At 63.4% G+C, this 25,162-nt stretch carries 22 protein-coding genes and 2 riboswitches; of the genes, 11 read left to right on the top strand and 11 right to left on the bottom strand.

Annotation, left to right across the window (positions count from 1 at the left end; genetic code table 11):
• Positions 1-4: 4 nt before the first annotated feature.
• The 3 genes from IEV82_RS12105 (at position 5) to IEV82_RS12095 (ending at position 4,198) form a co-directional block, all read left to right on the top strand.
• Positions 5-697 carry an ABC transporter ATP-binding protein gene (locus IEV82_RS12105; protein ID WP_188482288.1) on the top strand — a complete coding sequence of 231 codons (693 nt, stop codon included), beginning with the start codon at positions 5-7 and terminating at the stop codon, positions 695-697.
• Positions 697-3,225, top strand: a complete 2,529-nt coding sequence (locus IEV82_RS12100; RefSeq protein ID WP_188482287.1) for an ABC transporter permease — start codon at positions 697-699, stop codon at positions 3,223-3,225. The genes IEV82_RS12105 and IEV82_RS12100 overlap by 1 nt, the downstream gene beginning before the upstream one ends.
• 109 nt (positions 3,226-3,334) lie before the next feature.
• The gene (locus tag IEV82_RS12095; protein ID WP_188482286.1) at positions 3,335-4,198 is read left to right on the top strand and encodes an inositol monophosphatase family protein; all 864 of its coding nucleotides are present in this window, start codon (positions 3,335-3,337) and stop codon (positions 4,196-4,198) included.
• 7 nt (positions 4,199-4,205) lie between these two features.
• On the opposite strand, the gene IEV82_RS12090 is transcribed toward IEV82_RS12095, so the two are convergent.
• From IEV82_RS12090 to IEV82_RS12065, 6 genes are all read right to left on the bottom strand, one after another.
• On the bottom strand, positions 4,206-4,847 hold the full coding sequence (locus IEV82_RS12090; protein WP_229747772.1) for an NAD(P)-dependent oxidoreductase: 642 nt from the start codon (positions 4,845-4,847) through the stop codon (positions 4,206-4,208).
• Positions 4,844-5,026: a hypothetical protein gene (locus IEV82_RS12085; protein WP_188482285.1), complete on the bottom strand. Its 183-nt coding sequence runs from the start codon at positions 5,024-5,026 to the stop codon at positions 4,844-4,846. Before IEV82_RS12085 ends, IEV82_RS12090 begins: the two co-directional genes overlap by 4 nt.
• 88 nt (positions 5,027-5,114) lie before the next feature.
• Positions 5,115-7,958 carry an aminomethyl-transferring glycine dehydrogenase gene (gene gcvP, locus IEV82_RS12080; RefSeq protein ID WP_188482284.1) on the bottom strand — a complete coding sequence of 948 codons (2,844 nt, stop codon included), beginning with the start codon at positions 7,956-7,958 and terminating at the stop codon, positions 5,115-5,117.
• Between the two features lie 132 nt (positions 7,959-8,090).
• On the bottom strand, positions 8,091-8,450 hold the full coding sequence (gene gcvH, locus IEV82_RS12075; protein WP_188482283.1) for a glycine cleavage system protein GcvH: 360 nt from the start codon (positions 8,448-8,450) through the stop codon (positions 8,091-8,093).
• A gap of 19 nt (positions 8,451-8,469) precedes the next feature.
• Complete coding sequence (gene gcvT, locus IEV82_RS12070; RefSeq protein ID WP_188482282.1) at positions 8,470-9,594, bottom strand: glycine cleavage system aminomethyltransferase GcvT; 1,125 nt, start codon at positions 9,592-9,594, stop codon at positions 8,470-8,472.
• An 87-nt stretch (positions 9,595-9,681) separates the two neighbouring features.
• Positions 9,682-9,748: riboswitch (glycine riboswitch) on the bottom strand.
• A gap of 3 nt (positions 9,749-9,751) precedes the next feature.
• Positions 9,752-9,838: riboswitch (glycine riboswitch) on the bottom strand.
• A 37-nt stretch (positions 9,839-9,875) separates the two neighbouring features.
• Positions 9,876-10,346, bottom strand: coding sequence for an RrF2 family transcriptional regulator (locus IEV82_RS12065; RefSeq protein WP_188482281.1), 471 nt, complete (start codon positions 10,344-10,346; stop codon positions 9,876-9,878).
• A gap of 92 nt (positions 10,347-10,438) precedes the next feature.
• Between IEV82_RS12065 and IEV82_RS12060 the strand changes: the two genes are divergently transcribed.
• Together IEV82_RS12060 and IEV82_RS12055 are read left to right on the top strand one after the other, a co-directional pair.
• A complete protein-coding gene (locus IEV82_RS12060) occupies positions 10,439-11,002 on the top strand; it encodes a gamma-glutamylcyclotransferase family protein (RefSeq protein WP_188482280.1) in 564 nt (187 codons plus the stop codon).
• Entirely contained in the window at positions 11,002-12,249 is a 1,248-nt protein-coding gene (locus IEV82_RS12055; protein ID WP_188482279.1) for a DUF2254 domain-containing protein, read from the top strand. The genes IEV82_RS12060 and IEV82_RS12055 overlap by 1 nt, the downstream gene beginning before the upstream one ends.
• Here IEV82_RS12055 and gltX read toward each other — a convergent pair.
• On the bottom strand, positions 12,246-13,583 hold the full coding sequence (gene gltX, locus IEV82_RS12050) for a glutamate--tRNA ligase (protein ID WP_188482278.1): 1,338 nt from the start codon (positions 13,581-13,583) through the stop codon (positions 12,246-12,248). The two genes, IEV82_RS12055 and gltX, sit on opposite strands and share 4 nt — an antisense overlap.
• A 166-nt stretch (positions 13,584-13,749) precedes the next feature.
• Between gltX and IEV82_RS12045 the strand changes: the two genes are divergently transcribed.
• Together IEV82_RS12045 and IEV82_RS12040 are read left to right on the top strand one after the other, a co-directional pair.
• The gene (locus IEV82_RS12045; RefSeq protein WP_188482277.1) at positions 13,750-14,676 is read left to right on the top strand and encodes an MBL fold metallo-hydrolase; all 927 of its coding nucleotides are present in this window, start codon (positions 13,750-13,752) and stop codon (positions 14,674-14,676) included.
• A 42-nt stretch (positions 14,677-14,718) separates the two neighbouring features.
• Positions 14,719-15,111 carry a metallopeptidase family protein gene (locus tag IEV82_RS12040; protein WP_188482276.1) on the top strand — a complete coding sequence of 131 codons (393 nt, stop codon included), beginning with the start codon at positions 14,719-14,721 and terminating at the stop codon, positions 15,109-15,111.
• Positions 15,112-15,147: 36 nt separating this feature from the next.
• Here the strand turns inward: IEV82_RS12040 and IEV82_RS12035 are convergent, their stop codons facing one another.
• A complete protein-coding gene (locus IEV82_RS12035) occupies positions 15,148-16,545 on the bottom strand; it encodes an MORN repeat-containing protein (RefSeq protein ID WP_188482275.1) in 1,398 nt (465 codons plus the stop codon).
• 164 nt (positions 16,546-16,709) lie between these two features.
• On the opposite strand from IEV82_RS12035, the gene IEV82_RS12030 reads away from it, so the two are divergent.
• On the top strand, positions 16,710-18,371 hold the full coding sequence (locus IEV82_RS12030) for an NAD+ synthase (protein WP_188482274.1): 1,662 nt from the start codon (positions 16,710-16,712) through the stop codon (positions 18,369-18,371).
• Positions 18,372-18,388: 17 nt separating this feature from the next.
• On the opposite strand, the gene hppD is transcribed toward IEV82_RS12030, so the two are convergent.
• Entirely contained in the window at positions 18,389-19,483 is a 1,095-nt protein-coding gene (gene hppD / locus IEV82_RS12025; RefSeq protein WP_188482273.1) for a 4-hydroxyphenylpyruvate dioxygenase, read from the bottom strand.
• A 126-nt stretch (positions 19,484-19,609) separates the two neighbouring features.
• Between hppD and IEV82_RS12020 the strand changes: the two genes are divergently transcribed.
• Complete coding sequence (locus IEV82_RS12020) at positions 19,610-20,077, top strand: Lrp/AsnC family transcriptional regulator (RefSeq protein ID WP_188482272.1); 468 nt, start codon at positions 19,610-19,612, stop codon at positions 20,075-20,077.
• Here the strand turns inward: IEV82_RS12020 and IEV82_RS12015 are convergent, their stop codons facing one another.
• Positions 20,078-20,863: a trypsin-like serine peptidase gene (locus IEV82_RS12015; protein WP_229747771.1), complete on the bottom strand. Its 786-nt coding sequence runs from the start codon at positions 20,861-20,863 to the stop codon at positions 20,078-20,080.
• Between the two features lie 130 nt (positions 20,864-20,993).
• The gene (locus tag IEV82_RS12010) at positions 20,994-21,755 is read right to left on the bottom strand and encodes an NAD kinase (RefSeq protein ID WP_188482372.1); all 762 of its coding nucleotides are present in this window, start codon (positions 21,753-21,755) and stop codon (positions 20,994-20,996) included.
• A 170-nt stretch (positions 21,756-21,925) separates the two neighbouring features.
• Between IEV82_RS12010 and glyA the strand changes: the two genes are divergently transcribed.
• Together glyA and IEV82_RS12000 are read left to right on the top strand one after the other, a co-directional pair.
• Positions 21,926-23,221: a serine hydroxymethyltransferase gene (gene glyA, locus IEV82_RS12005; protein WP_188482270.1), complete on the top strand. Its 1,296-nt coding sequence runs from the start codon at positions 21,926-21,928 to the stop codon at positions 23,219-23,221.
• 347 nt (positions 23,222-23,568) lie between these two features.
• Positions 23,569-25,131 carry a 2-isopropylmalate synthase gene (locus IEV82_RS12000; RefSeq protein ID WP_188482269.1) on the top strand — a complete coding sequence of 521 codons (1,563 nt, stop codon included), beginning with the start codon at positions 23,569-23,571 and terminating at the stop codon, positions 25,129-25,131.
• Positions 25,132-25,162: the final 31 nt, after the last annotated feature.

The following is a 25,162-nucleotide window of genomic DNA, read 5'->3' as shown; positions in this document are numbered from 1 at the left end:
CCCAATGACCCAGCCAGTTCTCAATCTCAAAGATGTCACGCTCAGCCTCAGAGGCAATGCCGGAATGGTCGAGATCCTGCACGGGATAACGCTTTCCGTTCACAAGGGCGAGACTTTGGGGCTGATAGGCCCGTCGGGGTCCGGCAAGTCCTCGCTGCTGATGGTGATGGGCGGACTGGAAAACGCCAGTTCCGGCAGCGTCGTCGCATTGGGTCAGGATCTGACCGCGATGGACGAGGACAAGATGGCCCGGTTCCGGCGCGATCACATGGGCATCGTGTTCCAGTCCTTCCACCTGATCCCCACGATGACCGCGCTGGAAAACGTCGCCACCCCGCTGGAGCTTGCCGGTGCGAAAGACGCCTATGCGCGCGCCGAGGCCGAGCTTGAGGCGGTGGGCCTCGCCCATCGCGCCGATCATTACCCCGCACAGATGTCCGGCGGCGAACAGCAGCGCGTCGCATTGGCCCGCGCGTCGGTCACCCGTCCGGAAATCCTGCTCGCGGATGAACCCACCGGCAACCTCGATGGCGTCAACGGTCAGGCCATCATCGACCTGCTCTTCGGTCTGCGCGACCGGCACGGCGCCACGCTGGTGCTTGTGACCCACAGCCGCGAATTGGCGGCGAAATGTTCGCGCGTCGTGCGGCTGACCGATGGACACATCTCCGACGAAGCGCTCAAGGCGGCTGAATAATGGCGCTCCGGACAGCGGCCCGTTTCGCCCGCCGGGAATTGCGGGGCGGCCTCAAGGGGTTTCGCATCTTCCTCGCCTGTCTCGCACTGGGCGTGGCGGCCATCGCCGGTGTTGGATCGGTCCGGTCAGCAATCCAGTCGGGACTTGAGGCGCAAGGCTCGATCCTTCTGGGCGGCGACGCGTCGGTCGAATTCACCTACCGCTTTGCCGACCCCGAAGAACGCGCCTATCTCGAAGGGATATCGACCGGCATTTCCGAGATCACCGATTTCCGGTCGATGGTCGTCCGAGACCCCGAGGGCGAAGCCGAACGCGCGCTCACGCAGGTCAAGTCGGTGGACGGCGCCTATCCCCTGACCGGCGAGGTGGTGCTTGATCCGCCGATGCCCCTCGCAGAGGCTTTGGCAGGTGAGGGCACCCAACCCGGCGCGGTGATGGCACCGCTCTTGGCGGATCGTCTGGGCCTCAACCCCGGCGACAGTTTCCGCCTTGGCACGCAGGATTTCACCCTCTCCGCGATCCTCGTGACGGAACCCGACAGCTCCGCCTCCGGCTTTTCGCTTGGGCCCCGCACGATGGTCACCACGAACGCGCTGCGTGACGCGGGCTTGCTGCAGCCGGGCACGCTTTATGAAACCGAGTACCGTCTGCTTTTGCCCCCCGACAGCGATCTGGACACGCTTGAAACCGCGACCGAAGCGGCCTTTCCCAGCAGTGGCCTGCGCTGGCGCGATGCCCGCAATGGCGCACCCGGTGTGGCACAATTCGTGGAGCGGCTGGGTGCCTTCCTGATCCTCGTCGGCCTGTCGGGCCTTGCAGTGGGCGGCATCGGTGTTTCTGCCGCCGTTCGCGCCTATCTCGCCAGCAAGACCAGTGTCATCGCCACGCTGCGTACCCTTGGCGCGACCCGTGCCACGATCTTCCAGACCTACTTCCTGCAGATCGGCGCGCTCAGCCTTCTGGGGATCGTTCTTGGCCTTGGGCTGGGTGCCATGGTGCCGATCCTCTTTGGTCCCGTCATCAGCGCCTCGTTGCCGGTGCCCGCAATCTTCACCATCCACCCCGCCCCGCTGATCGAGGCTGCACTCTACGGCATCCTGACAGCGCTGGTCTTCACCCTATGGCCGCTGGCCCGCACCGAAGACATCCGTCCCGCGATGCTGTTCCGCGATGCGCTGGACGGCGGCAAGACTCTGCCCGCTTGGCGCTATGTGATTGCGACGCTGGTGCTGCTGGGCCTGCTGGTGGGTGTGGCGGGGTTCTTTTCGGGCAGCCCGTTCCTGACTCTCTGGACCGCCGGTGGCCTGATCGGATCGCTGATCGTTCTGGTCATCGCAGCCATCGCCATCCGCTGGATCGCCAAACGCTCGACCAAGGCGACACGCGGCCATCCCGTCTGGCGTTGGGCGCTTGCCTCGATCGGTGGTCCGCGCGATGCGGCGGCCCCCGTCGTGCTGTCTCTGGGCCTTGGCCTGTCAGTGCTGGCCGCCGTCGGCCAGATCGACGGGAACCTCCGCACCGCCATCGACCGCGACGTGCCCGAGGTGGCACCCGCCTATTTCTTCGTCGACATCCAACCCGACCAGATGCCGCTCTATGTCGAGATGCTGGAAAACGATCCCGCCGTCGCCCGCATCGACACCGCACCGATGCTGCGCGGCGTGATCACCGAAATCAACGACCGTCCGGCGCGCGAAGTCGCGGGCGATCACTGGGTCGTCACCGGCGACCGGGGCATCACCTATGCCGCACAGCCCGATGCGAACACGCGAGTTGTCGCCGGTGAATGGTGGCAGCCCGATCATGACGGACCCGCAGAAGTGAGCTTTGCCATCGAAGAGGCCGAGGAAATGGGCCTCGAACTGGGCGACAGGCTCACCGTCAACGTGCTGGGACGCGACATCAACGCCACGATCACAAGCTTTAGGGATGTGGATTTCTCGACTGCCGGGATGGGCTTTGTCCTGACCATGACGCCCAACGCCCTGCAAGGCGCGCCGCACACGTTCATCTCGACCGTCTATGCCTCCTCCGAGGACGAGGCCCGCATCCTGCGCGAACTGGCGACCGCTTTTCCGAACATCACCGCGATCTCGGTACGCGATGCAATCGACCGGGTGAGCGTGCTGCTCGAAGGGATCAGCGCCGCCGTGCGCTGGGGCGCTGCCGCAACCCTTCTGACCGGGTTTCTGGTACTGATCGGGGCGGCAGCCGCCGGTGAAGGCGCGCGCACCTACGAGGCAGCGGTGCTCAAAACCCTCGGGGCCAGCCGCGCCCGCATCCTGCAAAGCTTTGCGCTGCGCTCTGCATTACTGGGGGGCGGCGCTGGCATCGTCGCCTTGGGCGCGGGCATTCTTGGCAGTTGGGCGGTGACGACCTTCATCATGGACAGCAGCTTTGCCGTCGTCTGGCCTTCGGCGCTTGGCATCGTGGTGGGTGGCGTGCTGGCAACGCTTCTCGCGGGATTGATCTTTGCATGGCGTCCGTTGGCGGCGCGCCCGGCGCAGGTGCTCAGGGCGCGGGAATGACCCCGCTGGCGAACGCCAAAAGGCGCCTCACACGGCAATATACCACCTTGCCCTGAGGCCATTCCCTTGGCATCCCCCGGCTAACCGCCACAAGGAGCCGAGTCGCCCCATGTCCGACAGCCTTCCCATGACGATCCCCGCCCCGCTGACCCCGGCCCAGCGCACCCAGATCATCAACCTTGTCCGCCGCACCGCGCGGGCCGAGATCCTGCCGCGCTTCCGGACACTTGCGCACACCGACATCGACCAGAAATCCGGCCCGATGGATGTGGTGACCGCTGCAGACCGGGACGCGGAAAAGATGATCGTGCGCGGATTGCTGGCGATGTTCCCCAACGCGCTGATGGTCGGCGAAGAAACCGTGACCGATGAAAAGGTCGCGGCACTGGCTGACGCCGAGATGGCGTTCACCATCGACCCGGTGGATGGCACATGGAATTTCGCGCACGGCTTGGCCACATTTGGCGTGATCCTGTCGATGACCCGCTTCGGCATTCCGGTGTTCGGGCTGATCTATGATCCGATCACCGATGAACTTCTGATCGCAGACGAAAGCGGCCCCGCGCAGATCACCGCACCCCGCCGCCCGACCCGCAACGTGTCGGTGTCCAAAGGCGGGCCAGTCGAAGATCTCAGCGGGTTTTCGTCCTTCTACAACCTGCCCCAAGCCAAGCGCCCGCAGATGGCCGGTCTCATGACCCGCTTCCGTCAACTCTACATGCTGCGCTGTTCGGCGCACGAATTCCGCATGGTGGCGCAGGGGCATGTGGATTTCGTGCTCTGTGCAAGCCTGACACCCTGGGATCATGCCGCAGGCGCTTTGATCGTTCAGCGTGCCGGTGGCCATGTCGCCTGTCTTGACGGGTCGGAATACCGCGCCCAGATGCGCGAGGGATACCTGCTCGCTGCCTCTGATGCCGCGACATGGGGCCGGGTGCGGGACGCGATGTCGTTCCTGCTCGACGCCGACTGAGCCGCCGCTATCGCGCCAGAACCACGTCAGCCTTGACATCCAGCCGCTGCTCGACCGCGTCGACAAGGTAATGCGCCACGCTGGCCCGCGAGATCAACCCGTTACGCCAAGTCTTCGGGTCGCGCAGGACGCGATACTCCGTGCTTCGCGCGCCTTTTGTCAGGATCACAGGGCGGACAATCGTCCATTCCAGCGAAGACCCGACGATCATCTCCTCCTGCCGGTCCTTGTCGGCATAGGGCTTGCCCAGAATGGCGCGATGCCCCATGCGTTCGATCCAGCTCATCGCGGATTTGCTGCGCCCCGCGCCAAAGCCCGTGACCGCAACAAGCCGCGACACATCCGATTGCGCCATCTGGTCCAGCAGGGTGCGCGTGGTTTCGGAAAACAGCGTTTCCTCTTGCCATAGCATCGCCAGACGCTCGGTGATGCCCAGCGCATAGATCACAGCCAGAACACCCGCCAGCGCCCGCGTCACATCCTCGGCAGAGGTCGCATCGCCCTTGAACGGTTCCACAAGGCCCGACGGTGCGAGACTGTCAGCGCTGCGGGCAAAGGCCCGCACCCGCAGGTTCCGACGCACCGCCTCGTCCAGCGCGCAGCGTCCGATGCCAGAGGTGGCCCCCATGATCAGGATCGGCTTGGTCAATTCTGAAGGTCCTCGAAATGCGCCGTATACCGGCGATGCTGCGCAAGGTCATCTTTCAGCGCCAGATTGCCCCGATACTCGGACACGGTCACAACCGGGACCACCTTCTGTTCGGCGGTCAGTGTCTTGGCCCGCCCGCCGCCCAGCCGTTTCTTCAATTTCCGAAAAATGTGTCTCATACCTAACTAACCTAGTGCTGCGCCACGTGTTGCAACAGCACATTCGGTTTTTTCCCGCCTTTGCGCGGCAGTTCCACAGCGGGCACGCTTATTCCGCCGCCTCCGCGTAGTCCTCCATCGGCGGGCAGGTGCAGACTAGGTGCCGGTCTCCGTAGGCATTGTCGACCCGGTTGACCGGCGGCCAGTACTTGTCGACCCGGAACGCGCCCGGAGGGAAACACCCCTGCTCGCGGCTGTAGGGCCGATCCCAATCCCGCACGAGGTCTTCCATCGTGTGCGGCGCCAGCTTGAGCGGGTTTGCCTCGCGGTCCATCTCGCCCGTTTCAATCGCGCGGATTTCCTCGCGGATCGCCAGCATCGCATCGCAGAAGCGGTCCAGTTCGGCCTGGGTCTCGGATTCCGTCGGCTCCACCATCAGCGTGCCAGCCACCGGCCAGCTCATCGTGGGTGCGTGGAACCCGGCATCCACCAGCCGCTTGGCAATGTCCTCGACCGTGACACCGGCGGTCTTTTCGAAAGGTCGCACGTCGAGGATGCACTCATGCGCCACACGTCCCTTTTCTCCGCGATAGAGCACGTCAAACGCCCCTTCGAGCCGCGTCGCGATGTAGTTGGCGTTCAGGATCGCCACCCGCGTCGCCTGCGTCAGGCCCTCGCCGCCCATCATCAGGCAATAGGCCCACGAGATCGGAAGCAAGGACGGCGACCCGAACGGGGCCGCAGACACCGCACCGTCGCCCGACACCGGATCGCCCGGCAGATGCGGGATGAGATGCGCCTTGACGCCAATCGGCCCCATGCCCGGCCCACCACCGCCATGCGGGATGCAGAACGTCTTGTGCAGGTTCAGGTGGCTCACATCGCCGCCCAGATCGCCGGGGCGCGACAGTCCGACCATCGCGTTCATGTTCGCACCGTCGATATAGACCTGCCCACCGTGCTCATGAGTGATCGCGCACACATCCTTGACCGTGCCTTCGAACACGCCATGGGTGGACGGGTAGGTGATCATCGTCCCGGCAAGGTTCTCGGAATGCTGTTCGGCCTTGGCGCGGAAATCATCCAGGTCGATGGAGCCATTGTCGTCGCACTTCACCGGCACGACTTTCCAGCCGACCATCTGCGCAGAAGCCGGGTTCGTTCCGTGCGCGTTCACCGGGATCAGACAGATGTTGCGATGCCCCTGCCCGTTGGCCTTGTGATACCCGGCAATCGCCAACAGCCCTGCATATTCCCCCTGCGCGCCCGAGTTGGGCTGCATGGAAATTGCATCATACCCCGTGATCGTGCACAGTTTCGCGTTCAGATCACCGATCAGCGCGTGATATCCGCGCACCTGGTCGTCTGGCACATACGGGTGAATGTCCGCGAACTCGCGCCAGCTTACCGGCATCATCTCGGCCGCAGAGTTGAGCTTCATCGTACACGACCCAAGCGGGATCATCGCGCGGTCCAAGGCCAGATCGCGATCCGCCAGACGGCGCATATACCGCATCATCTCGGTCTCGGCGCGGTTCATGTGGAACACGTCGTGCTGCAGATAATCCGAGGTCCGGATCAACCCGTCCGGCAAGCGGTATTCCGGCGTCAGGTCATCATCCGCCTTCACCAATCCAAAGGCCCGCCACACAGCTTCGATGGTCGCAGGGCGCGCCCGTTCGTCCAGCGTGATCCCGATCTTCGTCTTTCCGACGGCCCGCAGGTTCAACCCTTCGCGCACCGCCGCCTGCAAGACACCGCGCTGCAACAGGCCCACATCCACGGTGATCGTGTCGAAATAGGCCTCTGGCTCCACGTTGAAGCCCGCCGCCTCCAGCCCTTTGGCCAACCTCACGGTCTTGCGATGGATGCGCTGCGCAATCGCGCGCAATCCTTTGGGGCCGTGGAACACCGCGTAAAACCCGGCCATCACTGCCAGAAGCGCCTGCGCCGTACACACGTTCGATGTCGCCTTCTCGCGGCGGATGTGTTGTTCGCGCGTCTGCAGCGCAAGGCGGTAGGCCTTGTTGCCATGACTGTCGATGGAGATGCCCACGATCCGCCCCGGCATCGCGCGCTTGTAGTCATCGCGCGTCGCCATGTAAGCGGCATGCGGCCCACCATAGCCCAGCGGAATGCCAAAGCGCTGGGTCGATCCAACGGCAATATCAGCCCCCATCGCGCCCGGCTCCTTGAGCAGACACAGCGCCATCGGATCGGCGGACATGACCGCAATCGCCTTGGCATCGTGCAGACGCGCGATATCATCCGTGAAATCCCGCAGATGCCCGTAGGTGCCGGGATACTGGAAAATGGCGCCAAACACCGCGTCGGGGTCCAGATCGGCCACATCGCCGACGATCACCTCGATCCCCAGGGGTGCCGCGCGGGTTTTCATCACCGAGATGTTCTGCGGATGACAATTCTCATCGACAAAGAACGCGGTGGCCTTCGATTTCGCCACCCGCTGCGCCATCGTCATCGCCTCGGCACAGGCCGTCGCCTCGTCCAGCAGAGATGCGTTGGCGATCTCCAGTCCCGTCAGGTCGCTGACCATGGTCTGGTAGTTCAAGAGCGCCTCGAGACGCCCTTGGCTGATCTCCGGCTGGTACGGCGTATAGGCCGTGTACCAGGCCGGGTTCTCGAAGATGTTGCGCTGGATCGCGGGCGGCGTGACCGTGCCGTGATAGCCCATGCCGATCAGCGAGGTCAGAACCTCGTTCTGCGACGCTGTCTCGCGCATGTGATGCAGCAATTCCCGCTCCGACAGCGCCTTGCCGAAATCCAGAGGTTCCTCCTGCCGGATGTTTTCGGGAACCGTCTGCGCGATCAGATCGTCAAGCGTCGACACGCCCACCACAGCCAGCATCTTGGCCATCTCCGCAGGCGATGGGCCAATGTGACGCCGATTGGCAAAATCATATGGCAGATAGTCGATGGCATCATAACCCATGTCGCTCTCCTTGCAGTCGGGAACGGCGCACCGTCCCCTGCTTCTTCTTTTTCCAAATATGCCCACGCAACGGCTCCGACCGGCGCTCCGTTGGGCAAAGGACGGGCAGGCCCAAAGACCCGCCCGGCCGGATCAGCCGATGTATTTCTTGTAGGCGGCCTCATCCATCATGTCGTCCAGCGCCGACATGTCCTCGATCTTCATCTTGAAGAACCATGCCTCGCCCTCGGGGTCGTCGTTCACCTTGCCGGGCTCGTCGACCAGCACCTCGTTCACTTCCGTGATCTCGCCATCCAGCGGCGCAAGGATGTCGGACGCCGCCTTGACCGACTCGATCACGACGATCTCGTCATCCTTGCTGACCATCGTGCCTTCTTCGGGCAGTTCGATAAACACAACATCGCCCAATTGCTCCGCCGCATGCGCCGTGATTCCCACCACGACTTCGTCACCTTCGACGCGCAGCCATTCATGTTCTTCGGTGAATTTCATATGGTTCCTCTTGGAGTGATTATCGTTTGAATCCTGCCGCCACGAAGGGCAGTTTGGCAACAGAAACAGGAAGACGTTTGCCCCGCACCTCGCCAAAAAGTGCGGTGCCGACCCCGGCATGGGCAGCGTCGACATATCCCATCGCAACCGGCGCGCCCAAGGTCGGGCCAAATCCGCCGGATGTGACCGTGCCTACGGGCGTATCTGCCTCTGCGCTGGCAAAAAGCACCGTCCCGTCGCGCATGGGTGCGCGGCCCTCGGGCAAGAGACCAACACGCTTGCGCGCCGCGCCCTCGGTGATCTCGGGCAGGACACGCCCCGCACCGGGAAACCCGCCTTCGCGGTCGCCACCGACGCGGCGCACGGTGTGGATGGCCCATGTCAGCCCTGCCTCGACCGGCGAGGTGGTGGCGTCGATGTCATGCCCGTAGAGGCACAGCCCGGCCTCCAGACGCAGCGAATCCCGCGCGCCAAGGCCGATGGGTTCCACATCCTCGTGCGCCAGAAGCGCCTGCGCGACATCTTTGGCGGCCGCCAAAGGCACGGATATCTCGTATCCGTCCTCGCCGGTGTAGCCGGACCGCGAGACCCAGCATTCCGCGCCCGCAATCGGCACCGTCGCCACATCCATGAACCGCATCTCGGCCACCATCGGGTGATGTTCTGCCAGCACCGCCTCGGCTTTCGGCCCCTGCACCGCCAGCAATGCCCGGTTTTCCAGCAGCTTGACCGTCACCTCCGGCTCAAGTGCCGCGCGCAGCCGCGCCACATCCGCGTCCTTGCAGGCGGCATTGACCACGACAAACAGGTGATCGCCCCGATTGGCGAACATCAGATCATCCTCGATTCCGCCCGCGTCGTTGGTGAAAAACCCGTAGCGCTGTCGCCCCTCGCCCAGACCCAGCACATCCTGCGGAATGAGCCGCTCCAGCGCGGCCTTGGCCCGCTCGGGGTCAGCGGCGCGCAGCACCACCTGCCCCATATGGCTCACGTCGAACAGCCCGGCAGCCGCACGGCACTGAAGGTGTTCCTTCATCACACCCATCGGGTATTGCACGGGCATTTCGTAGCCTGCAAACGGCACCATCTTGGCGCCCAGCGCGATGTGCAGATCGTAGAGCGGTGTGCGTTTCAGATCGCTCACGCGGCATCCCTTCCTGTTCGACCGGGTGCATGTGAACGACAACCGGCATATTACAATCCGCGCAGAAACGCGGTCGTCCTATGCCCCCTCTGTCCTTTCGCCTGAGATCGTTATCCCTTCGGCGTTCCGGGTCAGGCCCGAAATCTCTCCAGAGTCTATGTCCGCGACGGTCCGTCTGCCTGAGAGTTTCCGGGGGCGGTTGCTCCTTCGGCACCGGTCGAACCGGTTCTCCCATCGTGGATGCAGCGAGTGGTAGACCGAATTCATCCCGGCCTCAAGGGTCAAACCGCCAATGCGGCCTCGCGCGCGGCGCAGGCCCGTTCGGGGTTCAGGATGTCCAGCAGATCGACATTGCTGCAGACCAATTCATCCAGCGTGATCGGGTCAAGCGACCGGTAGAACGCCTCGACGGCCTCGGTCAGCGCGGTGCGCAGGCGACAGGCATCCTTGAGAGGGCAGGTGTTGTCGACATCGGCAAAACACTCGGCCAGAGGCACCGGCGCTTCAAGCACGCGAAACACGTCGCCGATCTTGATCTCGTCCGCCGGGCGACCCAGTTCCAGCCCGCCATTGCGGCCCCTCTGAGTGTGCAGAAAGCCAAGCTGACCCAGTTGGTTGATCACCTGCGCGAGGTGGTTTTCCGACGCGTTGCAGCACCTCGCGATCTCCGCCTTGGTGACAAGACGTCCCGTATTGGCCGCGCAGAACATGAGCACGCGCATCGCGATATTGGTCCGTTTGGTGACGCGCACGACACTCATCCTTTCAGATCGGTTGGCCAAACCTAGCCATTCGTGCAAAGCTGTCTTTGACATACATCAACCGCACCAAAGCAGACCGCCTCGTGAAGCATCCCCATTTTTTCGGCTACGGATCGCTGGTGAACCGCAACACCCATGCGTTCACCCCGATCCACGCCTCCCGGATCACCGGGTGGCGACGCATCTGGCAACGGGCCCCGAACCGCCCCGCCGCGTTCCTGTCGGTGATTGCCGACAGCGACAGCACGATCGACGGGGTCATCGCGCCGGTTCCCAACGATGATTGGGTGGCGCTGGATGCGCGCGAGTTTTCCTATGCGCGGCTGGCGGTGACCGATGCGGTGGAGCACGCAGCAAACGATGTGCGCGATATCTCGATCTACGCGATCCCGCCGCACGATTCGGCGCCGCCGGACGCCGATCACCCGATCCTGCTCAGCTATGTCGACGCGGTGCTGCAAGGGTACCTGCGCGAATTCGGTCAAGCCGGCGCCGCGCGGTTCTGCGCCAGCACCGAAGGCTGGAACACGCCTGTGCTCAATGACCGCGACGCGCCGATCTATCCGCGGGCGCAGCGCCTCACCGCGACCGAGCAAGGCTTTGTCGACGACATGCTCTTGACCGTGCGCGCCAAGGTTTCGACCTGATGCGCGAACGGGTCCTTCTTTGGCTCAGCAGGCTCTGGCGCCGTCCCGGCATCCGGATTTCAGCGTTCGGGGCTGCGGCGCTTCTGGTTGCGCTGATCGCGCCGTTGCTGGACCAGTCGCTTCCGGAATGGATGGTCGAAAGGTTCTCGCGCGATGCGGTGTTGCCGATCCTGAACATCCTCGCCTCGTCGATGCTGGCGGTCACCACCTTTTCGCTGGGCATCATGGTGCAGGCCTTCAGGTCAGCCGCCGGTCAGGCCACCCCACGGGTCTACCGCATCCTCATGCAGGACATGACGACGCTGAACGTGATGTCGGTCTTCGTCGGAGCCTTTCTGTTCTCGCTGGCCTCGATCGTGATGTTCCGGGCAAAGCTGTACGGCGAATCAGCAGCCGTCATCGTGTTCGCAATGACGATGGTCTGCATCGTGATGATCGTCGTGGCGATCCTGCGCTGGATCGCGCATCTCAGCCAGTTGGGCAGCCTGCACCACACGCTGACCGCGGTCGAGACTGCTGCCCGGCAACCGCTCGAAAGCCTGGCGAAGACACCCAACCTTGGGGCGCGTCCGGCGAAAAATGCGCCCCCCGCGCCCGATGATGCCAGCGTGCTGATGTCGCCCGTGACGGGCTTTGTGCAATATATCAGCCTTGGCGAATTGAACGGACAGCTTGCTGATGGTGATGCAACCCTGTGGGTGACCACCCCGCCTGGCAGCTGGGTTCTGAAAGGCACACCGCTTGGATATGTTCACGGCGACTGCGACCTTGACACGCTGCTCGAGAATTTCACCCTGGGGGATGAACGCACCGTCGAACAGGATGCCCGCTTTGGCCTTGTCATCTTGTCAGAAGTGGCGTCGCGCGCCCTGTCGCCCGGCGTCAACGATCCCGGCACCGCGATCGACGTGATCCACCGGATCGAACGCATCCTGTGGCAGCTTGGCACGGAGATGTGCGCCGAAGACCGCGACACCACCCCGTTATATGACCGGGTGATCATCGGAACCGTCACGGCCGGGGACCTGTTGCACGATGGCTATGACAGCCTGATGGAGGACGGCGGCAACCGCTTTGACGTGATGGCGCAAATGCTCAAGGCGGCCAACCGGCTGAGCAAGAGCGATTGGCGCGATCTTGCACATTCCGCCGAGTCCACCCGCGCAAGCGCGCTTCGGATCATCGAACGCAGGATCGACGACCCGGAGCACCTCGCAATGCTAAAGGAAAAGGCCAACGGCGCTTAGGATTTCGCCAGCTTCCGCGCCGGAATGGTCTGCAAGAGCGGCAGCAGATCGGCCATTTCCGGCCCCCGCTCCTGTCCGGTCAACGCCTTGCGCAGCGGCATGAACAGACCCTTGCCCTTGCGGCCCGTCGCTTCTTTCACCGCGTTGGTCCAGCTGCCCCATGCATCCGGTCCAAGCGGCCCCTCGGGCAACAGCGCCATGGCTTCGGCGATGAACTCGGCATCCTCGTCCGCGACCAGCGGTTCGGCCCCGTTGGCGCATAGGGTCCACCACGCGGCGATGTCATGCCGGGTGGTGATGTTTTCACGCGCGACGGTCCAGAACGCCTCGGCCTTGTCCTCGGGCACGCCCAGCGCGGTCAGATCGTCCTTCATCACGCCGTAGTCCAGCGCGTGCAGCTTGCGCGCGGTGAGCGGAAACAGGTCTTCGAAATCGAACTTGGTCGGGGCCGAGCCGAATTGGCCCAGATCGAAGCCGTCCGCGATCTCGTCCAGCGTCAGCCGCAACTCCACCGGCTGCGACGATCCCAGCCGCGCCATCAGGCTCAGCAGCGCCTCTGGTTCCACTCCCTGCTCGCGCAAGTCGCGCAACGCCAGCGTGCCAAGACGCTTCGACAGCGACTCGCCCTGCGGGCCGGTCAGCAGCGAATGGTGCGCAAAGGACGGCACAGTGCCGCCCAGCGCGCGGATGATCTGGATCTGCGTCGCGGTGTTGGTCACATGGTCCGATCCGCGCACCACATGGGTCACGCCCATCTCGGTGTCATCCACGACCGACGCCAGCGTATAGAGGATCTGACCATCCGCCCGGATCAGCACCGGATCGCTGACGCTGGCCGCGTCGATGGAAATGTCGCCAAGGATGCCGTCGGTCCACTCGATCCGTTCCTGATCCAGCTTGAAGCGCCAGACGCCATCCCCCCGCTCTGCCCGCAGCTTGGCCTTGTCGTCGTCCGACAGCGCCAGCGCCGCGCGGTCATAGACCGGCGGTTTGCCCATGTTCAGCTGCTTCTTGCGCTTGAGGTCCAGTTCGGTCGGGGTCTCGAACGCCTCGTAGAACCGCCCCATCTCGCGCAGCCTGTCGGCCGCGTCGCGGTAGCGGTCCAGCCGTTCCGACTGCCGTTCGACCCGGTCCCATGTCAGGCCCAGCCATTCCAGATCCTGCTTGAGCGCATCGACATAGATCTCTTTCGAGCGCTCGGGATCGGTGTCGTCGATCCGCAGGATGAACGTGCCGCCGGACTTTCGGGCGATCAGGTGGTTGAACAAGGCGGTGCGCAGGTTGCCGACATGGATGTAACCGGTGGGCGACGGCGCGAAACGGGTGGTGATCATGGGATGAGACTCCTGTTGGGTCGCGCTTTCCCATAACAGCGTGCTTTTGTCCAGAAACCCCCGCACCAACAGGCTGCGCGAATGCACAATCACGTTGGCGTGAAGGCACTCTTCTTGTTGCAAAGGACCGCTACACTTCGCTCATTGAAACAGGGGAGAGACCAATATGTCCGAACATTCCATGTCACGCCGTGCGCTTCTTGCCGGCGCAGCCACCATCCCGATGGCCGCTGGTCTTGGCTTCACCAAGGCGAACGCCGCAGGTCACGCACAGGGACCGCAGATTCCCCGCGTCAACCGTTTTGGCGTTGGCGATTTCGAAGTCACCACGATGCTGGTCGGCAGCCGCACCGTCGAAGAACCGCAGACCATTTTCGGCATGAATGTCGGTGCCGACGAATTCGCGGCCGTTTCCGCCGAAGCGCGCATTCCCGTCGACAAGGCGCAGTTCTTCTTCACGCCCACGCTCGTCAACACTGGCGCCGAGCTGATCCTCTTCGACACCGGCCTTGATGGCGCGGCCACCACACAGGCGGTCGAGATGGCGGGCTATTCCGCCGACGCCGTGACGCATGTCGTGCTGACCCACATGCACGGCGATCACATTGGCGGCCTGATGACCAATGGCGCCGAGACCTTCGCCAATGCCGCCTACATCACCGGGCAGGCCGAATTCGACCATTGGTCCGGGACCGACAACGAAGGCTTTGCCAACAACGTCAAACCGCTGGCCGAGAAAATGTCGTTCCTTGGCGATGGCGACAGCGTCACGTCCGGCATCAGCGCAAAGGCCGCCTTCGGCCACACGCCGGGTCACATGACCTACATGCTCGACAGCAACGACCAGCAATTGCTGATCCTCGCGGACCTGGCCAACCATTATGTCTGGTCGCTGGCGCACCCGGATTGGGAAGTGCGCTTCGACATGGACAAGGCCGCCGCCGCCGCGTCGCGCCGCAGCGTGCTGGGCATGCTGGCTGCGGACTCCGTCCCGTTCATCGGCTACCACATGCCCTTCCCGGGTGTGGGCTATGTCGAAACGCGCGGTGACGGCTTCCACTACGTGCCGCACAGCTACCAGCTGTTGCTCTGATCGCATCTTGACGCGGTCACCCTGCGCGGTGCTGATACCCGCATGACCGCGCAAGATGATATCGACGACATCACACGCTACGCCGAGGCAGCCCTGACCGGGCTGCCTTTGCCGTTTCGGGATCTGTGTCAGGATGTGCTCTTGGAGGTCACGGACTGGCCCCCGCAGGATATCCTCGAAGATCTCGAGATCGACGATCCGCTGGAACTCACCGGGCTTTATGACGGGATTCCCCTGACCGAGAAATCCGCGGGTGACCCGTCACCCTTTCCGGATCGGGTCTGGCTGTACGCCGAACCGATCCTTGCCGAATGGCGCGACCGAAATTCTGTCACGCTTCAGGATCTGGTGACCCATATCGTGGTGCATGAAATCGCGCATCACTTTGGCTGGTCTGACGACGAGATTGCCGAGGTGGATCGCTGGTGGGAGTAGTTTGCAAACCCGCGCGCCGAGTTTGCAAACTTTGTCCTACCCGTCCGTCAACGCCCCGTTGACCCATTCGCCGGTCGCCTCTTCGCCCGACGCGTAGCGCATGGTGCCGGTGCCCTGCCGCTTGCCATCGAGGAACGTGCCCTCGTATACATCGCCATTGGCATAGGTCGCGGTCCCCTGACCGCTGATCTCGCCGTTCTGCCAGTCTCCGACATAGCTGAACCCATCTGCCATGGTGATCTCGCCCTGACCGTGACGCTGCCCCTCCGCGAACTGGCCGACATAGACGGTACCATCGGTATAGGTCGCGGTGCCCTGACCGTGGCGCTGGCCGTCAAGCCATTCACCCTCGTACTTGTAGCCATCGGGATAGGTCATCACGCCAAAGCCGTGGTTGCGGGCGTTCTTGAATTCGCCCTCGTAGACCAGTCCATTGGCGTAGACCGCGCGACCCTCGCCTTCGATCACGCCATCGACCCAGGCGCCTTCATAGGTGGACCCGTCTGGATAGGTGATCTTGCCCTCACCGTTCGCCAGATCGCCCCGGAACTGGCCCTCGTAGATCGATCCGTCCGGATAGGTGACCTTGCCCAGGCCCTCGATCTGTCCGGCGACCCACGCTCCTTCGTAGCGGTAGCCGTCGGTGCCGATGAACGTCCCCTGTCCGTGGCGCAGATCGTCCTTGAACTCGCCCTCATAGGCATCGCCATTGGCATAGCGCACAGTGCCCTGACCATTGCGACGCCCGGCGACCAATTCGCCTTCGTAGACATCGCCGTTGGACTGCGTCAGCGTGCCGGTGCCGTCAATCTGGCCGTCTTTCCACATGCCGACATAGGTCAGGCCGTCCGGCATGGTCAGCTTGCCCTGCCCCTCGCGGTCGCCATCTGCCACGCGGCCCTCGTAGACCGACCCGTCTGGATAGCTGATGGTGCCGTTGCCTTCCTTGACGCCGTTGACCCAATCGCCCTCGTAGACATAGCCACCGGGGCTTTGCATCGTGCCGCGCCCGTGGTGCAGCGCGTTGCGGAACGACCCTTCGTAGCGCACGCCGTTGGCATAGAGCGCCACGCCCTGCCCGGTGATCTTCCCGTCGAGCCACGAGCCCTGGTAGGTCGAGCCATCTGCAAACACGATCTTGCCGATCCCCTCGGGCTTGCCCTTGACGAACTGGCCTTCATAGACCGATCCGTTCGGGAACCGCGCGATCCCATCACCGCGAATCTCGCCCTCGACCCAGTCGCCGGTATATTCGTAGCCGTTGGGCAGCCGGTAGGTGCCGGTGCCATGCTGCAACCCGTTGAGGAACGTGCCCTCGTAGACACCGCCATCGTCGTATTGCTTGGTCTGAACCTCGCCATCCTGCGCCTGCGCGCCCAGCGCGAGCGACAGTGCTATGGCCGCACCCAGAATGACTTTGCTGCCCGGTCTCATCTGTCTGCTATCCCACTCATGTCCGTTGCCAAGACGTCCTGCCCGAAACCTAAGCGAGGCGGCGGGGTCAGACAATCTCTTATCCGGCCTGCCACCGACAAGTGACTTTCCCTTACGCGGGGTTCTGCTATGTCACCGGCGATATCGGGAAAGGGAGATGGCCCATGTCGGACCGGTTCCGCATCACTCTGGCGCAGTTGAACCCAACAGTCGGTGACCTTGCGGGCAACGCCGCCAAGGCGCGCGCGGCATGGGACGCGGCCAGGATTGCCGGGGCCGACGTCGTGGCGCTGCCCGAGATGTTCATCACCGGCTACCAGGCGCAGGACCTGATCATGAAGCCCGCCTTCGTGGCGGCTGTGCAGGCCGAAATCGCAGCCCTTGCCGCCGCCTGCGCCGATGGTCCCGCGCTGTGTATCGGCGGCCCGTCCGTGGGCGAGGATCTCAAGCTGCACAACAGCTACTTCACGCTTCAGGGTGGCCGGATCGCGTCGGTGGTGCACAAGTATTTCCTGCCCAATTACAACGTCTTCGATGAGGTGCGCCATTTCTCGCGCGACATGATGCAGGGGCCGGTGGCCATCAACGGCGTCCGCATCGGCATGCCGATCTGCGAGGATGCATGGTATCCCGACGTGGTCGAGGCGCTTGAGGAAAGTGGCGCGGAGTTCATCCTCGTGCCCAACGGATCGCCCTATTTCCGCGACAAGTTCGAGACACGGCTGAACCACATGGTCGCCCGCGTGGTGGAAAGCGGATTGCCGCTGATTTACCTCAACATGGTGGGCGGTCAGGACGACCAGGTCTTTGATGGCGGATCGTTCGTGCTCAACCCCGGCGGTGTGCCTGCGGTGCAACTGCCGACCTTCGACGAGGTGATCAGCCATGTCGATCTGGAACGCTCCGATGCGGGTTGGCGCGCGCTGGACGGTGATTTTGCCCGGCACCCGGACTCCATGGAACAGGATTACCGCGTCATGGTCACCGCGCTGCGGGATTACATGGCCAAGACCGGGTTCAAGCAGGTGCTGCTGGGCCTCTCCGGGGGGATCGACTCTGCCATCGTGGCGACCATCGCGGTGGATGCTCTGGGGGCCGCGAATGTCCGCTGCGTGATGCTGCCGTCGGAATACACCTCGCAGGGATCGCTGGACGATGCCAAGGCGGTCGCGGAAAACCTTGGTTGCCGGTACGATTTTGTCCCGATCGGGAAAACCCGTGACGCGGTGACCGAAACGCTGGCACCTTTGTTCGAAGGCACAAAACCAGACCTGACCGAGGAAAACGTGCAGTCGCGCATTCGCGGCCTGCTGCTCATGGCGCTGTCCAACAAGTTCGGAGAGATGCTGCTGACCACCGGCAACAAGTCCGAGGTCGCGGTGGGCTATGCAACGATCTATGGCGACATGGCGGGGGGCTACAATCCGATCAAGGACATGTACAAGACCCGCGTCTTCGATGCCTGCCGCTGGCGCAACGCCAATCACCGCGACTGGATGAAGGGGCCAGAGGGCGACGTGATCCCCGAGGCGATCATCACCAAGCCCCCGTCCGCCGAATTGCGGGCGGATCAGAAGGACAGCGACTCGCTGCCCGATTACCCGGTGCTGGACGGTATCTTGCAGATCCTCGTCGACGAGGACGGATCCATCGCGGATTGCGTGGCGGCGGGGTATGACCGCGCCGATGCCAAGCGGATCGAGCATCTGCTCTACATCAGCGAATACAAACGCTTCCAGTCCGCCCCCGGTGCGCGCCTGTCGAAACGCGCCTTCTGGCTGGACCGGCGCTATCCCATCGTGAACCGCTGGCGCGACCCAAGCTGAGGGCCGCGCCGCGCAGGTCAGCTGGCCTTGAGCACGCCGCGTTCGATCTGGTCTGCTTCGATGGACTCGAAGAGCGCCTTGAAATTGCCCTCGCCGAACCCGTCATCCCCCTTGCGCTGGATGAATTCAAAGAAGATCGGCCCGATCACCGTTTTCGAGAAGATCTGGAGCAGGATGCGGGTCTCGCCCCCGCCGACCACGCCTTCGCCGTCGATCAGGATGCCGTGTTTCTTCATGCGGTCGATCGGCTCTTCATGGCCGGTCACACGATCCTTGCTCAGCTCGTAATAGGCCTCGGGCGGCGCGGGCATGAATTTCAGACCGCGTGACGCGATCTCGTCCACTGCGTCATAAATGTCGCGTGCACCAACCGCGATGTGCTGGATGCCTTCGCCCTTGTAGCGCTTGAGGTACTCGACGATCTGCCCGGTCTCGCCCCGATCTTCGTTGATCGGAATGCGGATGCGTCCGCAGGGCGAGGTCAGCGCGCGGCTGCGCAGCCCCGAATGCTTGCCTTCGATGTCGAAGAACCGGATTTCCTTGAAGCCGAAGATCTTGCCGTAGAAGTCAAACCACGTGTCCATGTTCCCTTGGTGCACGTTGTGGGTCAGGTGATCGAGGTAATGGAAGCCGACACCTTCGGGATTGGCGGTCGCCACCCAATCGAATTCGGCGTTATAGGGGTTCTGCCGATAATAGCTGTCGATGAAATAGATCAGCGAACCGCCAATGCCGACAATCGCAGGTACGTCCATCACCTTGTCCGGCGCGTCATAGGGTGTGGCTCCGAGCATCAATGCGCGGTCATAGGCGTGTTTGGCATCCACCACGCGCCAGCCCATCGACGGGGCGCAGGGGCCGTGTTCGTCGACAAAGCGCATGGCGTGGCTGCCGGGCTCGTTGTTCAGAATGTAGGTGATGTCCCCCTGCTGCCAAAGCTCGACCTGCTTGGTCTTGTGCGTGGCGGTGTGGGTGTAGCCCATCTTGGTGAACAGGTCGCGCAGCTGGTCCGGGTCAGGATGCGCGAATTCGACGAATTCGAACCCGTCGGTCCCGGCGGGGTTGTCGATTGAAATCGTGGCTTTCGGTGCGTCGTGCGGAAATGGTCCCATGAGATCCTCCTTGATTGGCATCAGAATAGGCCCAAGTGTCTGCAGGGTGTGACCGATCTCGTTGGGCATCGGCGTCAAACATGCGTGAAACTTGCATGAATTGAAGAAAACCTGCACAATGCCCGCATGGCACCGCTCGACCCCAAAGACATCAAGCTGCTCGCGCTGCTGCAACGCAATGGTCAGACCCCGGCGCAGGATCTGGCGGATCAGCTTGGCATGTCCGCCTCCCAGATCAGCCGCCGCCGCCAGAGGCTCGAATCCGAAGGCTACATCACCGGCACGCCCTGCCGACTGAACCCCGCGCGGCTGGGTCTGAACGTGCAGGCCTTCATCCAGGTCGAGACACGGGCACAGAGCAACGGCACGCACCAGTCGATCAAACGGCTGGTCTCGACCACGCCAGAGATCGTCGCGGCTTGGACTCTGACCGGCGAGGCGGATTACATCTTCCGGGTCTATTGCACCGATCTCGCGGCGCTCAATCGGCTGGTGCAGGACGTGCTGTTGCCGCATGATTCCATCGGCCGGGTGCACAGCCAGATCGTCATGGATCAGGTCAAGGACGACACCGCCCTGCCCTTGCCGCGGTGATCAATCGACCTTCACGAACCGCGCTCCACCGGCGCGTTCGCCCACGGTCACGCGGCGCGCCCCGGCGGTGACCGGCGCGCGGGCGGCATCGTTGCGCATGTCCTGCATCATCGCAGTGACGGCGGCAGGCAGCGACATGCCGATCGCCTCCTTGTCGGCATCGGGCGCGGTTGACATCATCGAGACCACGGACAGGATCCGCAACCGCCCCTGATCGCTGACAAAGACCGGCGCGCCGGACGATCCGAAGGTGACATCGCAATCAAAGGTCATCAGCCCGCCGCGATAGGTCTGCTTGAGCCGACAGCCGGATTCGCGCTGCAGGGACGTGTTCCGCCCCCTGCCGTAGGACACGAGCGTCACCGATCCGACGGCCATGTCGCGGTCATGAAGCTTGAACGGTTCGGCCTCGGAACTGAAGATCGGGCTGTCCAGCCGCAGCAGCGCAAGATCGGTGCGGACCTGATCGGTCAGCGAGGCATTGGTGGCCCCAAGATATCCGTCTGCAAGAACGATGCGCGTGATGCCACGGGTGGCGGCGATGAAATCATGCGCCAGCCCTGCATGGAACCGCATGGCCTGTTGCGGCAGGACGGTCTGCGTTGCGGCATCGACCACGCAATGCGCGGCTGTCAGGACGAGATCGCGCGCGATGAGCGTACCGGTGCAGGTGCCCGCAGACGTGTCCAGCCGCCCGACGCCCTCCCAGCCCAGAACTTCGCCACGATGATCCAGGCGGTCGCGTTCCTGTGCTGCGGTCAGACCGGGGATGAGAGTCAAAACCACGAGAAGACATACCTGCAAGATGCGCATCGAACCCTGTCCCTTTACCGTAAACCACGAAGGGAGGTTAGGCGGATGAGATGGCACAAGCGGGGCAGGTTTGCGACGATACCGGGCCGCGCCTTCCGAGGCGTCAGACGAATTGTTCGCGGATCAACCGTTCTTCGAGCCCGTGGCCGGGATCGAACAGCACCCTGTGCGCAATGGCCGGTTCGGACCGGATGTCGACGCGCACCACGTCGCGCACCGCGCGGGCATCGGCTTCGGCCATGACGGGGCGCTTGTCGGGGTCCAGCACCTCGAACGTGACGTCGGCGGTCTTGGGCAACAGCGCGCCGCGCCAGCGCCGGGGGCGAAACGCGGCCATCGCGGTCAGCGCCAGCACATCCGATCCGATGGGCAGGATCGGACCGTGGGCGGAATAATTGTAGGCGGTGGACCCTGCCGGTGTCGCCAGCAGTGCGCCGTCGCAGACCAGTTCGGGCATCCGCATCTTGCCATCGACGCTGATCCGCAGCCGCGCTGCCTGTGGGCCCGCGCGCAGGAGCGATACCTCGTTGATCGCAAGCGCGCGCTGGGTCGATCCGTCCTTGGTGGTGGCGGTCATCGACAGCGGGTTGATGACCTCTTCCTGCGCCTGTTGCAGCCGCGCCTCAAGATCGTGTTCGGAATATTCGTTCATGAGGAACCCGACCGTGCCCCGGTTCATCCCGTAGACCGGTGCGGCCAGATCCTGCGTGCGGTGCAGCGTCGCCAGCATGAAGCCGTCGCCCCCCAAAGCCACGATCACGTCCGCTCCGTCTTCGGCATGATCGCCATAACGGCGGGTCAGCCCCGCCTTGGCCGATTGGGCGATCGGCGCTGAACTGGCGGCGAAGGCGATGCGCAATGACATGAGGGGCATGTTCCTATCCAGGTCGTCTGGCCCCGAAACAAGCACAATCGCCCCAATAGCGCCAGCCATGGCGCAGCTTTGTTGCGTCTGGTCGCTTTCCCGCCTTTGCCTTTTGCCGCCATTCCTATACGTAACCGCCTATTCCACATCCGCTTCAAGGAGGCCTGCCCATGAACGCCCCGCACCGTGACTCTGGTTTTTTCACCAAATCGCTGGCCGACAGCGATCCGGACCTGTTCCAGTCGATCACCGATGAGCTGGGCCGCCAGCGCGACGAGATCGAGCTGATCGCCTCGGAAAACATCGTCAGCCGCGCCGTGATGGAGGCGCAGGGATCGGTGATGACCAACAAATACGCCGAAGGCTATCCGGGTCGGCGCTATTACGGCGGCTGTCAGTTCGTCGACGTGGCCGAGAACCTTGCCATAGAACGCGCTTGCCAGCTATTCGATTGCGGTTTTGCCAATGTGCAGCCGAATTCCGGCAGCCAGGCGAACCAGGGTGTGTTTACGGCGCTGTTGCAGCCGGGTGACACGATCCTCGGGATGAGCCTCGATGCGGGGGGGCACCTGACGCATGGTGCTGCGCCCAACCAGTCGGGCAAATGGTTCAACGCGATCCAGTACGGCGTCCGCAAAGAGGACAACCTGCTGGATTACGATCAGGTTCAGGCACTGGCGACCGAGCACCAGCCCAAGCTGATCATCGCCGGAGGCTCTGCCATTCCGCGTCAGATCGACTTTGCCCGCATGCGTGAGATCGCGGATTCCGTGGGCGCATGGCTGCATGTCGACATGGCGCACTTCGCCGGTCTGGTGGCGGCGGGCGAACACCCCAGCCCATTCCCGCATGCGCATGTCGCCACCACGACCACGCACAAGACCCTGCGCGGTCCGCGCGGCGGCATGATTCTCACCAATGACGAGGCGCTGGCGAAGAAGTTCAACTCGGCCATCTTCCCCGGCATCCAGGGCGGCCCGCTGATGCATGTGATCGCGGCCAAGGCCGTGGCCTTCGGCGAGGCGCTGCGCCCCGAGTTCAAGATCTACCAGCAAAACGTGATCCGCAACGCGCAGGCGCTGTCGGATCAGCTGATCAAGGGTGGTCTGGACACCGTGACCCATGGCACCGACACCCATGTTGTGTTGGTCGATCTGCGTCCCAAGGGTGTGAAGGGCAACGCGACGGAAAAGGCACTCGGCCGCGCGCATATCACCTGCAACAAGAACGGTGTGCCGTTCGATCCGGAAAAGCCGATGGTGACCTCGGGCATTCGCCTTGGCACGCCCGCGGGGACAACACGCGGCTTTGGCGAGGCCGAATTCCGCCAGATCGCGGACTGGATCATCGAGGTGACCGATGGCCTGGCCGCCAATGGCGAAGATGGCAATGCCGCGGTCGAGGAGAAGGTGCGCAGCGAAGTCGCCGAGATGTGCGCGCGCTTTCCGATCTATCCCGACCTTTGAACCTGGCGCACGATGCGGCGACGCATCGTGGAGTTGCCGTTAACGGAAACTCTTGGGGGCCAGCCCCCAAACCCCCGAGGTATTTTCAAACCTAAGAAGAACAGGACGCTCCCGATGCCGGGGGCGTCTTTTTTTCTCAAGCGGCTTTTCTTTCGAAATTTGCCACGTATAGTCGCGCCCATGACACGTCTGGCCCATACCGCAACCCTGCCGCGCTTTTGCGCGCCTCTTGCGCTGGCCACCCGTCTTCTCCTAATCCGCCTCTGAGCGCGGCGCACCCGGCGCGACCGCTCAGAGGATGATCGTTTCGCGCCGACGGATTTGGACAAGACAGAAAGATCAGAACAATGACGACGACAGATAAAGACCGAGTGGTCATCTTCGACACCACCTTGCGCGACGGCGAACAATCCCCCGGCGCAACCATGACCCATGACGAAAAGCTCGAGATCGCCGAGCTTCTGGACGACATGGGTGTCGACATCATCGAGGCCGGGTTCCCGATTGCCTCCGAAGGCGATTTCCGCGCGGTGAGCGAGATCGCGCAGCGCTCAAAGTCGGCGGTGATCTGCGGGCTGGCTCGCGCGCAGCTGCCCGATATCGACCGCTGCTGGGAGGCGGTCAAACACGCCAAACAGCCGCGTATCCACACCTTCATCGGCACCTCGCCTCTGCACCGCGCCATTCCGAACCTCACGCAGGACGAGATGGCGGACCGGATCGAGCAGACCGTGACCCACGCGCGCAACCTGTGTGACAACGTGCAATGGTCCCCGATGGATGCCACGCGCACCGAATGGGATTACCTGTGCCGGGTGGTGGAGATCGCCATCAAGGCAGGGGCCACCACGATCAACATTCCCGACACAGTGGGCTATACCGCGCCGGTGGAAAGCGCCGATCTGATCCGCCGTCTGATCGAGACCGTGCCCGATGCGGATGAGGTGATTTTCGCCACGCATTGCCACAACGACCTTGGCATGGCGACAGCCAATGCTCTGGCGGCGGTGCAGGGCGGTGCGCGCCAGATCGAATGCACGATCAACGGGTTGGGCGAACGTGCGGGCAATACCGCGCTGGAAGAGGTGGTGATGGCGCTCAAGGTGCGGGGCGATATCATGCCCTACACGACCGGCATCGACACCAAGAAGATCATGCACATTTCGCGCCGCGTCGCGACCGTGTCGGGCTTTCCGGTGCAATTCAACAAGGCCATCGTCGGCAAGAACGCCTTTGCGCACGAGAGCGGCATCCATCAGGACGGGATGCTCAAGAACGCAGAGACCTTCGAGATCATGCGCCCCGAGGATGTGGGCCTTTCTGGTACGTCGCTGCCCTTGGGCAAGCATTCGGGACGCGCCGCGCTGCGCGCCAAGCTGCGGGAACTGGGCACCGAGGTGGGCGACAACCAGCTCAAGGACATCTTTGTCCGCTTCAAGGATCTGGCTGACCGCAAGAAAGAGGTGTTCGACGACGATATCCTCGCGCTTGTCACCGCGACGACCGAAGGCGACGATGCGTTGCAGCTTGTGAACCTCAAGGTGGTCTGCGGCACCGGCGGCCCGGCGGAGGCGACGCTTGAAATGGAGATAGACGGCGAGGATATGTCGGCCGTGTGCGAAGGCGACGGCCCTGTCGATGCGACCTTCAAGGCAATCCGCATGCTGCACCCGAACAAGGCGCGGTTGCAGCTGTACCAAGTGCACGCGGTGACCGAGGGCACCGATGCACAGGCCACGGTCAGCGTGCGTCTGGAAGAGGACGGCATGATCGCCACCGGCCAGTCGGCGGACACGGATACGGTTGTGGCCTCGGCCAAGGCCTATATCCACGCGCTGAACCGGCTGATCGTGCGGCGCGGCAAGACCGGCAAGGACGTCAAGGAAATCTCGTATCGGGATGTGACCTGACGTGGTGCCGGGCTGAAGCCCGGCCTACGTA

Origin of the sequence: Marivita lacus (assembly GCF_014637725.1) — a bacterium.
Lineage (GTDB): Bacteria > Pseudomonadota > Alphaproteobacteria > Rhodobacterales > Rhodobacteraceae > Marivita > Marivita lacus.
Note: the sequence above shows the minus strand (reverse complement) of the source record. Positions and strands in the feature narration are given on the sequence as shown.

Coding starts and splice junctions, on each gene's coding strand:
- IEV82_RS12105 (WP_188482288.1), top strand. CDS start 5: ATGACCCAGCCAGTTCTCAATCTCAAAGATGTCACGCTCAGCCTCAGA.
- IEV82_RS12100 (WP_188482287.1), top strand. CDS start 697: ATGGCGCTCCGGACAGCGGCCCGTTTCGCCCGCCGGGAATTGCGGGGC.
- IEV82_RS12095 (WP_188482286.1), top strand. CDS start 3,335: ATGTCCGACAGCCTTCCCATGACGATCCCCGCCCCGCTGACCCCGGCC.
- IEV82_RS12085 (WP_188482285.1), bottom strand. CDS start 5,026: ATGAGACACATTTTTCGGAAATTGAAGAAACGGCTGGGCGGCGGGCGG.
- gcvP (WP_188482284.1), bottom strand. CDS start 7,958: ATGGGTTATGATGCCATCGACTATCTGCCATATGATTTTGCCAATCGG.
- gcvH (WP_188482283.1), bottom strand. CDS start 8,450: ATGAAATTCACCGAAGAACATGAATGGCTGCGCGTCGAAGGTGACGAA.
- IEV82_RS12055 (WP_188482279.1), top strand. CDS start 11,002: ATGCGCGAACGGGTCCTTCTTTGGCTCAGCAGGCTCTGGCGCCGTCCC.
- gltX (WP_188482278.1), bottom strand. CDS start 13,583: ATGATCACCACCCGTTTCGCGCCGTCGCCCACCGGTTACATCCATGTC.
- IEV82_RS12045 (WP_188482277.1), top strand. CDS start 13,750: ATGTCCGAACATTCCATGTCACGCCGTGCGCTTCTTGCCGGCGCAGCC.
- IEV82_RS12040 (WP_188482276.1), top strand. CDS start 14,719: ATGACCGCGCAAGATGATATCGACGACATCACACGCTACGCCGAGGCA.
- IEV82_RS12035 (WP_188482275.1), bottom strand. CDS start 16,545: ATGAGACCGGGCAGCAAAGTCATTCTGGGTGCGGCCATAGCACTGTCG.
- IEV82_RS12030 (WP_188482274.1), top strand. CDS start 16,710: ATGTCGGACCGGTTCCGCATCACTCTGGCGCAGTTGAACCCAACAGTC.
- hppD (WP_188482273.1), bottom strand. CDS start 19,483: ATGGGACCATTTCCGCACGACGCACCGAAAGCCACGATTTCAATCGAC.
- IEV82_RS12020 (WP_188482272.1), top strand. CDS start 19,610: ATGGCACCGCTCGACCCCAAAGACATCAAGCTGCTCGCGCTGCTGCAA.
- IEV82_RS12010 (WP_188482372.1), bottom strand. CDS start 21,755: ATGTCATTGCGCATCGCCTTCGCCGCCAGTTCAGCGCCGATCGCCCAA.
- glyA (WP_188482270.1), top strand. CDS start 21,926: ATGAACGCCCCGCACCGTGACTCTGGTTTTTTCACCAAATCGCTGGCC.
- IEV82_RS12000 (WP_188482269.1), top strand. CDS start 23,569: ATGACGACGACAGATAAAGACCGAGTGGTCATCTTCGACACCACCTTG.